This is a genomic window from Streptococcus sanguinis (assembly GCF_003943735.1).
In the GTDB taxonomy this organism is placed as follows: Bacteria; Bacillota; Bacilli; order Lactobacillales; family Streptococcaceae; genus Streptococcus; species Streptococcus sanguinis_E.
In genome coordinates this window covers 1-5,663 of sequence record NZ_RJMV01000023.1, presented here as the reverse complement: position 1 = coordinate 5,663, position 5,663 = coordinate 1, and the positions used below count along the sequence as shown (strand labels likewise).

General features: G+C 31.7%; 5 protein-coding genes. All 5 read right to left on the bottom strand.

The window, feature by feature from the left end:
- Positions 1–644: ABC transporter ATP-binding protein (locus tag D8877_RS12145; RefSeq protein WP_142999431.1), on the bottom strand; the 644-nt coding region annotated here is incomplete at its 3' end.
- Positions 638–1,327 carry an energy-coupling factor transporter transmembrane component T gene (locus D8877_RS12140; protein WP_162837406.1) on the bottom strand — a complete coding sequence of 230 codons (690 nt, stop codon included), beginning with the start codon at positions 1,325–1,327 and terminating at the stop codon, positions 638–640. The genes D8877_RS12140 and D8877_RS12145, both read right to left, overlap by 7 nt.
- Positions 1,324–1,911 (bottom strand): MptD family putative ECF transporter S component, encoded by a 588-nt coding sequence (locus D8877_RS12135; protein WP_042768183.1) that lies wholly within the window; start codon positions 1,909–1,911, stop codon positions 1,324–1,326. The genes D8877_RS12140 and D8877_RS12135 overlap by 4 nt, the downstream gene beginning before the upstream one ends.
- A 21-nt stretch (positions 1,912–1,932) precedes the next feature.
- Positions 1,933–3,657 carry an ABC transporter ATP-binding protein gene (locus D8877_RS12130; RefSeq protein WP_084888027.1) on the bottom strand — a complete coding sequence of 575 codons (1,725 nt, stop codon included), beginning with the start codon at positions 3,655–3,657 and terminating at the stop codon, positions 1,933–1,935.
- 4 nt (positions 3,658–3,661) lie between these two features.
- Positions 3,662–5,419, bottom strand: a complete 1,758-nt coding sequence (locus tag D8877_RS12125) for an ABC transporter ATP-binding protein (RefSeq protein ID WP_000653339.1) — start codon at positions 5,417–5,419, stop codon at positions 3,662–3,664.
- Positions 5,420–5,663: the final 244 nt, after the last annotated feature.

Below are 5,663 nucleotides of genomic sequence, written 5' to 3'. Positions count from 1 at the left end.
TCTTTAATCAAAAAAACTCTATCTACAATATCCATTAGATAAAATATTCTATGTTCCGAGATTATAAGAGTTTTCCCCTTATCTTTAAGTTTTATAAGCATTTCTTTTATGATTAAAATGTTTTCTTCATCAAGATTTGATGAAGGCTCATCTAAAACAATGATTTCCGTTCCAGATATATAACTTGCAGCAATACATAAAATCTGCTTTTCTCCACCCGAAAGCTTAAAAATATCTCTATTTAAAAGATGTTCTATCGGAAACAAATCCAACATATCATTTAGTCTTTCATCCATTTGTTTTTTTGAAAGTCCTATATTCTCCAAATAGAGAAGTAATTCAAGAGTAGTATTTATATTGAAAAAGTGTGTCTTTGGATTTTGAAATACATTTGATACTAAGAGCGATATTTCGTATAATTCGAGGTTTTTAATATCTTTATTATCAATCCTGATGGTTCCACCCATAGAAGCTCCATCATATCGTACAGCTAACCCATTGATAGAATTTATAATTGAAGATTTTCCGCTACCACTTTTCCCAGTAAATAATACACATTCGCCTTTTTTTACATCTAAAGAAATGTTTTTTAACACTTTAGGAGAATTTCCATAAGATAGAGATAAATTTTCAATTTCTACCATAAAGCTCCTCCTATAACCATAATCAGTATTGAAAGCACATAAACAAAATCAACTGTTTTCGTTTTGACGGATATGTACCTAGTTTTTTTAACAGGATTTTCAATACATTTTGTTTCTGCTGCCTTTGCAATATCATCAGAAATATTAGAAGACATAACAAGTAAAGGCACAATTACATACTCGATGTATGAAATTGGATTTTTAAATGTAATACCCCTTATTTTCATAGCAAGTTTTATATTGTGACTTTCTTCCCTAAATGAAGGAAAAAACCTAAACATTACAGCAATTGGTATAGAAACAGTACGAGGTAAATTCATTTTATCCATTGAGGATATTACACTTCCTACATCCGATGTTTTTAAAAAAAAACTTCCCGCACTAAATGGAAGATAAAACATCTTACATACAGCAAATAGCATAAAAAACATCATTAAAATCGCATTCATATTTCTAATTACATCAAGATTAGGTATCAAAGAAAGAACCCCAAAAAATGATATGTTTTTTAAGGCTTCTTTCTTAAATCCATTCATTAAAAAAAGAAATGAAATAAGAAGCACAATTCCCCATTCAAAATAGGTATTTACTTTATAAAATACAGCAAATCCAAGTGAAAAACTTACTAAAATTTTACTAATTGGATTGGGATTATATGGATTGTCTAAAGAAACGAGCATTATACAATACCAGCTTTTTCGAAATGCTTTTTCAAAAAGACTTTACCGATATATGCGCCGAGTATCCCGCCGACAACAGCACCGATATATACTAATACCATACTTCGATAATTCAAAAGTGCTATGAGCTTCATTATATAATCGTGACCCATACCGCCTGTTTCCGCCAGTTTAATAACCTTGTCTTTAGCCAACAAAACTTGCATAAGGAAACCACAAATCCAAGTGTTGAATACGACAAATGAGAGCATATTAAATTTAAATGATTTATATTCTCCTTTTTTTCTTAAAAGTTCCGCAATTGCCATACTGATTACAGCATGTATCAATATTACATATGTATTTCCCATTGCAATTGCTAAAAGACTACAAATCAACCCAAGTATAAATAATCCCCATGATTTTTGAACTTTTGCCATAAAGAGCATTATAACTATTCCTGTTATAATGCCTGCCAGTGTAGGGTATGCCAAGTATAAAATCGGTACAATACCAATCATTCCCGAAGCAAACATAAGTACAAAATATATTACTGTAAATACACCTATCGTAACTAAATCTTTAATTCTTAATTTTTCCATTTTTATATTTTCCTTCTAAATAAGTTTTCACTGAATATTTGATTTTCTAAGCATTGCTTTATAAAATTCCGAGCTTTTACAAAGTTCTTCATCTGTCCCTATCGCTTCTATTTTTCCGGCATTTAATAAAACGATTTTATTTGCATTTCTTATTGTTCTTAATCTATGAGCAATAACAATTGCCGTTTTTTCTTTTATAAGTTCGGATAAAGCCTCTTGAATTAGACTTTCATTTTCAACATCCAGAGATGCTGTAGCCTCATCAAGCAATATGATTGGTGCGTCTTTTAGTATTGCCCTTGCTATTGAGATTCTTTGTCTTTCTCCGCCTGAAAGTCTTTGTCCGTTTTCACCTATTACTGTATCTATTCCATCCGGCATTTTGTCTATAAATTCATAACATCTTGCTATTTTAGCCGCTCTTATAATCTCTTCATCTGTAGCATCTTTTTTACCAATTTTTATATTATCTTTTATGCTTGAATTAAAAAGAGTAACATCTTGGAAAACGATAGAGAAATTTTTAAGGAGTGTTTCCGGATCAATTTTACCGATGTCCTCTCCCCCTATCAAAATCTTTCCTTTATCTATATCCCAAAATCTTGCAGCAAGCTTGGTGAGAGTTGTTTTTCCGCTTCCGCTTGAACCGATTAGCGCAGTGATTTCACCCTGCTTTGCAGTAAAGCTCACACAATTTATTACAGAATAATCATCATATCCGAAATAAACATCCTTGAACTCAATATCGTAATTTTTAATGTCAATATCTTTTTTGCCTTTTTGAACAGGCATGGTCTTTATTTCCTTTATTCTCCCTACAACCGCATCAAGCATAACTATCATTGACATAAAGGTGATTATTCCTTCTATAGGAAGATAAATACTTGCTGTAAGCATTAAAAATGCGATATAAACCAGCGCACTTACCTCCCCTGCCATAAGCATATTGACGCCGATAACGGCAACACTTATAATTCCAAGCTTTAAAATTGCGGCAGCTATTCCTGTAAGTGTTCCGGCTACAACTTCACCTTTCGTCTTCTGTTTTGTGGATGCATTTAATTTTTCAAAAAAATCATTTAACATCCTATCTTCTAAGTTGTAAGATTTTATTTGCTCTATCTGCTCTATATTTTCCTGTAGATTATCAAAAACCTTACGATTATCATCTATCCAGCCTTGTACTATTTTTTTCTGACTTTTCTTTGATAAAAATATAATCAAAATAGAAATGGGAATTACCCAAAGGGCTGCAAGTGCAAGTTTCCAATTATAGAAGATAAGCATTAAAGCAATAATACTTGTGGATATAGCCGTTGAATATATATGAGGTACAGCATGAGAAAAAATTGTTTCATATAAGTTCATGTCATTCATCATGGTTTCCGCAAGGTCTGCCAAATCTCTTTTACCAAAATAAGAAAGAGGTAATTTCTTTAACTTTTCCGCTAACTCAATTCTTGAATTTGCACTCTCGTTGTACACATTGGTGTAAAGTCTTACATAATCCCACCTCGCTATTAAGAACATCACAATCATCATTACTACAATTAGTGCAATATAATGAACAGAAGTAAAATTGTAACTCTCAATACTTTTTAAAATGCCTATATACTGAAACAGAAACATAAAACCGATCATTGGTGCGAACAATTTAGTTAAATTAACAAGCGTGTGTGAAAATATGGCTTTTTTTAAGTTAAGAGCGCCTTTTTCTGACATCGCATATTTTTTCATAAAATAAGAAACCATATGTTTAACCTCCTATCTTCCAATTTACGGATTTTTGATATTCTTCCCAAAGTTTTTTGTAAGGCCCACTCATACCGATTAAATCTGAATGCTTGCCTTCTTCTACAATTTTCCCCTTATCAATAACAAGAATTTTATCCGCATCTACTACTGTAGATAATCTATGAGCAATCATCAATGTTGTCTTGTTTTTTGATAGCTTCTTAAAAGACTCTTGAATCAAATGTTCATTTTCAGGATCTGCAAAGGCTGTAGCTTCATCTAAAATGATAATATCTGCATCTTTCAAAAAAGCTCTCGCTATAGAAATCCTTTGAGCCTCTCCTCCTGAAAAATATGTGCCTTTAGTTCCGTAAACAGTATCAAGTCCTTTATCTAAATTTTTAATAATATCTTTAGCCCCTGAATTGATTAAGGCATTGTCAATTTCTTCATTAGTTGCATCAGGCTTTCCGATTAAAAGATTATCTCTTAAACTCATTTTAAATAGTTTAGAGTTTTGAAAAACAAAAGCAATTTTTCTCATTAAAGCCTCTTTTTCAAAATCTTTTATATTAATTCCTCCAATATAAATTTCACCTGTTTTAATATCGTAAAATCGTGCAGCAAGCCTTGCTATAGTAGTTTTACCACTGCCTGATGATCCGACTAAAGCAACTCGTTCTCCTTTATTCACCTTAAATGAAATATCGTCTAATACATTTTCATCTTCATAAGAAAAGCTTACATTTTTAAACTCTATCCCAACATCAGAACTTGTTTTATTTCCATAAACAAAATCATCAAACTCAAGTATATTTTCAATTTTATCTAAAGCAAGTTCTGCAAAATAACTGTATTGTGTAATCGTCGCAGTTCTCATAATAAAAGTAGCAAATGCCGGTCCTATTAGGAAGTAAATAACAGAATCTGCAACTACATTAGATAAGTTTCCATTAAATTTTATTAAGAGTAATGCCACAGGTACCAAGAAAAATGCCGTCGATGTAGAAACGGTTTCAAACCACGACATTTTATTCGTATAACTCATAGTAAGCTTAAGTACATTGTCTTTTGTTTTTATGATTAACGAATATAACTTATCAAAGCTCTCAACACTTTGTGCAAATGTTTTAACAACAGGAATTCCTCGAACATATTCCACAGTCTGAGAAGATAAATCGGAAAGTCCTGCATAATACTCATCCTTCATTTTTTTTGTTTCGGTTGTCATCATAGATGACATCAATGTCATACCGATAATCATCGGTATCATACTGGCAAGTCCTAACTTCCAGTTAAACACGAAGAAAAATACAAGCAGGACGATTGGCGATATAATGGTCATCGCCATATCAGGAAGTTGATGCGCTATAAAAGAATGGGTTTCAGACGCTCCGGACACAATTACATTTCTTATCCTTCCGCTTTCTTTGTCATCGAAATACCCAAGCGGTTTGTTTATTAGTTTTGTTACGGAAGTCTTAATAATGTTATCTTCCACTTCAAATGCAAAAATATGGGATAAAATTAAACCTATTAGGTATATAAAAAGCCCCAGAACGGCAAAGACTGCTGCATAAATTGAATTTTCCTTTACATAATCAAAATTCACCATCCCATTTAAAATTAAGTTATTTACAATTCTATGAATATATACCATAGGCATCAAAACCATGACACCTGATACAGCAGACATAACCATAGCAATATAGAGTAAAAAACTTTTTTCACCACCGTAAGCCATTAGTCTTTTCAGTATTGATTTCTTCTTATCCTTCACTGAACAACTCCTCCTTTTTTTAAAATTAGCAAACCCTATAAATAGCCTTTTTAGACTGATTTTAGAGGCTTGTTTTCAAACTCTTTTGCAATACGCATAGTTTTTCTTGTTTTTATCTATCATTTATTATATAATAAATGAGGATTTCAATCAATTAGATATGGCTAAATAAGTCTATTCGGGATAATGTCTATTCGGGATAAAATATAAAGCACGGAGGTATAATATGAGTGATTTTTATAAC

What these genes read in the sequence shown, in the direction of transcription:
- D8877_RS12130 (WP_084888027.1), bottom strand. Translation starts at nt 3,657, where the DNA reads ATGGTTTCTTATTTTATGAAAAAATATGCGATGTCAGAAAAAGGCGCT.